General features: G+C 63.4%; 2 protein-coding genes. Both read left to right on the top strand.

The features are described from left to right. Window positions 1-152: 152 nt before the first annotated feature. On the top strand, window positions 153-1,874 hold the full coding sequence (gene leuA, locus EN780_RS29525) for a 2-isopropylmalate synthase (RefSeq protein ID WP_128276057.1): 1,722 nt from the start codon (window positions 153-155) through the stop codon (window positions 1,872-1,874). 182 nt (window positions 1,875-2,056) lie between these two features. After that, the coding region (locus tag EN780_RS29530; RefSeq protein WP_128276058.1) for a tetratricopeptide repeat protein at window positions 2,057-3,722 on the top strand (1,666 nt) is incomplete at its 3' end.

Raw genomic sequence — 3,722 nt, forward strand, 5'->3', positions numbered from 1 at the left:
CTGAAGGAGCGCCCGGCGGTCGAAATCGCCGCTTACGCGCACGCTCCTTGGCCAGTTGGCAAGTCACATCAAGCGAACGAAACTTTGGTAAAGGCGCCGCTCGGCACCAATCCGTCTGAAGGCGGATCCGCGAGCCGCCGGGAGAGATGACGATGAACGCACGAGAAGACATTCAGGCTGACCATGCCGAGAAGGGCATGACGGACGCCGCCCGCAAATACCAACCCTACCCGACCGTCGGCCTCACCGATCGCACCTGGCCGTCGAAGGTCATCGACAAGGCGCCGATCTGGTGCTCGGTCGACCTGCGCGACGGCAACCAGGCGCTGATCGACCCGATGGGCCATGAGCGCAAGGCGCGCATGTTCGCGCTGCTGCTCGACATGGGCTTCAAGGAGATCGAGATCGGTTTCCCTTCGGCCTCGCAGACCGATTTCGATTTCGCGCGCTGGTGCATCGAGGAAGGCAACGTGCCGGCCGATGTCTCGCTGCAGGTGCTGGTGCAATGCCGCCCGGAGCTGATCACCCGCACCTTCGAGGCGCTGAAGGATGCCAGCAACCCGATCGTGCACTTCTACAACTCCACCAGCGAATTGCAGCGCCGCGTCGTCTTCGAAAAGGACGTTGCCGGCATCAAGCGCATCGCCACCGACGCCGCCAAGATGATCACCGACATGGCGGCAAAGGCCGGCGGCGGCTATCGCTTTGAATACTCGCCGGAGAGCTTCACCGGCACCGAGCTCGAAGTCGCGCTGGAGATCTGCAACGCGGTAACCGAGATCGTGAAGCCGACGGCTGAAAACAAGCTGATCATCAATCTGCCTTCGACGGTCGAGATGTCGACGCCCAACATCTACGCCGACCGTATCGAGTGGATGTGCCGCAATCTCGACAATCGCGAGAACCTGATCGTCTCGCTGCATCCGCACAACGACCGCGGCACCGGCATCGCCACCACCGAGCTCGGCCTGATGGCCGGCGCCGACCGCGTTGAGGGCACGCTGTTCGGCAATGGCGAGCGCACCGGCAATGTCGACATCGTCACGCTGGCGCTCAACATGTACACACAAGGCGTCGATCCTGAGCTCGATTGTTCCGACATCAACCGGATGAAGGACGTCTATGAATATTCGAACCAGCTGAAAATCCCGGAGCGCCATCCATATGTCGGCGAGCTGGTCTACACCGCCTTCTCCGGCTCGCACCAGGACGCCATCAACAAGGGCATGAAGGCGCTGAAGAAGGCCAACACGCCGCTCTGGGAAGTGCCCTATCTGCCGATCGACCCTGCCGATGTCGGCCGCACCTATGAGGCGATCATCCGCATCAACTCGCAGTCCGGCAAGGGAGGCATCGCCTATGTGCTGCAGGCCGACTACGGCCTCAATCTGCCGCGCAACCTGCAGATCGAGTTCAGCCAGGCTATCCAGGCGATCACCGACGCCGAAGGCAAGGAAGTGCCGGCCAAGCGCATCCATGAGCGCTTCCTCGATACCTATGTCGACCAGCCCCGCGCCCGGCTGAAATTCATGGACCACCAAACCTATCCCGACACCGAGGTGAAGGGCCGGCGCGTGATCGAGGCGGTGATCCTCGACAAGGGCAAAGAGGTGACCATCACCGGCACCGGCACCGGCCCGATCGATGGTTTCGTCGATGCGCTGTCGCGGCATGTCGGCGTCGAGATGTCGGTGCTCGACTATTCCGAACATTCGCTGCAGCGCGGCTCGAATGCCTCCGCCATCTCCTATGTCGAGATGGAGCACCCCGGCGGCAAGCTGTTCGGCGCCGGCATCAACACCAACATCGTCGCCGCTTCGCTGGAGGCTGTGGTCTCGGCCGCCAACCGCATCGTCGGCCGCAAGGCGGGCTGATCAATGCCTACCCGGAGCGTCGCACGTCCGCGGCGCTCCGCACGCATTGCGATACCGGCCCCGCTAACCATGGGCAATTATCCGGTGGCTTACGCGATAGCATAATACAAGTATGCTTGTGCGGCAGTCCCATCACTATATGATCGCGCCCTAACCTGTGCCGACTTCGAGAGGTTCGACACTTGCAGCATGCCACGCCTGCCGCCCCCGCAGTGCGCGAGACACTTGAGCGACTGCTTGCCAGCGAAACATTCGGACGCTCGGAGCGTGCCCGAAAGCTGCTGCGCTATCTGGTCGAGCGCGAGCAGGCCGGCGAAGGCGACCGACTCAAGGGCTTCTCCATCGCCATGGATGTTTTCGGCCGGGACGGCGATTTCGATCCGTCGACCGATGCCGTGGTGCGCGTGCAGGCGGGCAGGCTGCGCGAGCTTCTGCAGCACTATTTCGCCAATGAAGGCATTGCCGAACCGGTGCGTATCGCCATCCCGCGCGGCGGCTATGTTCCCTCCTATGAGCTGAATGCCATTCGCCTGCCGGACGAACAAAGGCAGGCGGAGAGCGCCGCTTCGGCCATCGTCGCGCCGGGATTGCCCGAAGAACCCGGCCTTGCTCAGGCGCCGCTGATGTCGCCGCCCGCGGCTTCCGCGCCTGCTCCTTCGCTCACCCGCCACCTGCGCTTTTTCTGGGGCGCGATCGCCCTCGTCATCGCCATGCTGGGCGTGCTCATCCTTCGCCAGGGCGGCGATGCCTTGCTCGGCGGCGGGGATACCGCCTCGACGGTCGAGACGACGGCGACCAGCAGCGTCGCTTCGCCGCCGGCGGAGAACCTGCCTTTGATCTACATCGCCGTGAAGGCGAGCAGTCCGGAAGCTGCACGCGTCGCCGCTTCGCTGCGCTCCGGCCTTGCCGGTTTCGACACCATAGACTTCATCGGACGCGACGCCGACGGCACCCACGATCCGGCCGCCGACGCCACCAGCTTCGTATTCGACATCGTGCCTGGACCCACGCCGAGCGACGTAACGATCGAGTTGCAGAACGTCGCCACCGGCAGGGTGCTTCTGTCGCGCAACCTGACCGCCGAGGACAATGCGCCAGACGCCGTCGAGGACAGCGTCGCCAACATACTGACCTCGACCATTCCGGCCTCCGGGCCGATCTACGGCTATATCGATCAAGGCGGTCTCGGCACCGGCCTGACGCAATGCCTGGTGCTCAACGACAGATACTATCTCGATCAAAGCGCCACGACGCATGAGGCCGCCTACCGTTGCCTCGAGGATCTGGCCCGCCAGGGTGCGCGATCGTCACTCGTCTATTCAGAGCTTGCTTCGCTGCACCTCGAGGCCGTCACCGATCACTACGCCTATCCCTCCGGCGCCACGATCGAGCAGGCGATGTCGTTTGCCCATCGTGCCGTGCAGATCGGCCCGACCAGCCCCTATGCGCATCGCGCCTATGGCTATCTCAATTCGCGCCTCGGCAATACGGATGAAGCAATACGCTGGATGCGCAAGGCCCACGAGCTGAATCCTTACGATCTCGGCATGGCCGCGGCCTACGGCTACGGCCTGGTCTTCGCCGGCAGGTACAGCGAAGGTACCCCTATCATGGCGCACGCCGTCGAGACCTTCAGCGGCCATCCGACATGGTGGGATTACGGGCTTTTTGTCGGCGCGTTCATGCTGGACGATACGAGGCAGGCTGCCATCGCCAGTGAATCGTTGCGGACGACCGCAACCAAGTCGCATTATCTGGCCGCGCGCCTGATCGGCGCCAAGCTTGCCGGCCGCGACCAGTTGGCCGGCCAGTTGGTCGACGAACTCGTCGCCAAATTCCCCACATTCG

Origin of the sequence: Mesorhizobium sp. M4B.F.Ca.ET.089.01.1.1 (genome assembly GCF_004022605.1) — a bacterium.
GTDB lineage: Bacteria > Pseudomonadota > Alphaproteobacteria > Rhizobiales > Rhizobiaceae > Mesorhizobium > Mesorhizobium abyssinicae.